This is a genomic window from Thalassobacterium maritimum, from assembly GCF_031127805.1.
Classification (GTDB): domain Bacteria; phylum Verrucomicrobiota; class Verrucomicrobiia; order Opitutales; family Coraliomargaritaceae; genus Thalassobacterium; species Thalassobacterium maritimum.
Map to the genome: position 1 here is coordinate 1 of NZ_JARXHW010000222.1, position 546 is coordinate 546.

Below are 546 nucleotides of genomic sequence, written 5' to 3' on the forward strand. Positions count from 1 at the left end.
ATCGGTCGAGTGGTGGAATTGGCAGACACGCATGATTAAGGGTCATGTGCCGCGAGGCGTGAGGGTTCAAGTCCCTCCTCGACCACCAGGCTTCGCCTGGAACTTGTTCCAGCAAACGAAGCCTGTCGCGGCGTAACGAAGTGTAGCCGGACTCCTAAGCTCCAAGCAGACTACGCCCGGGCAAGCCAGTTAGCAACTCGAGCGACAGACAGGAGTGTCTGTCTTACGTAAAACAGGCGCCCCGCCTGTCCCCCTAGCGCAACTCAAGCGACAGACAAGAGTGTCTGTCTTACGTAAAACAGGCGCCCCGCCTGTCCCCTAGCGCAACCCAAGTGACAGACAAGTGTCTATGCGCCTCTCCATTCAGCGAATCATAATAAAATATCGAATTGATACGATTTATGGTTGATCTATCCAAAAACACACCTATCACCTTCGAACTTCGCTACGGAAACGTAGTCCATCGGTCGAGTGGTGGAATTGGCAGACACGCATGATTAAGGGTCATGTGCCGCGAGGCGTGAGGGTTCAAGTCCCTCCTCGACC

General features: G+C 54.2%; 2 tRNA genes. Both read left to right on the plus strand.

Annotated features, from left to right (window positions below):
- Nucleotides 1-3: 3 nt before the first annotated feature.
- Nucleotides 4-88, plus strand: a tRNA-Leu gene (locus QEH52_RS20120).
- Nucleotides 89-465: 377 nt separating this feature from the next.
- Nucleotides 466-546 (plus strand) — tRNA-Leu (locus QEH52_RS20125).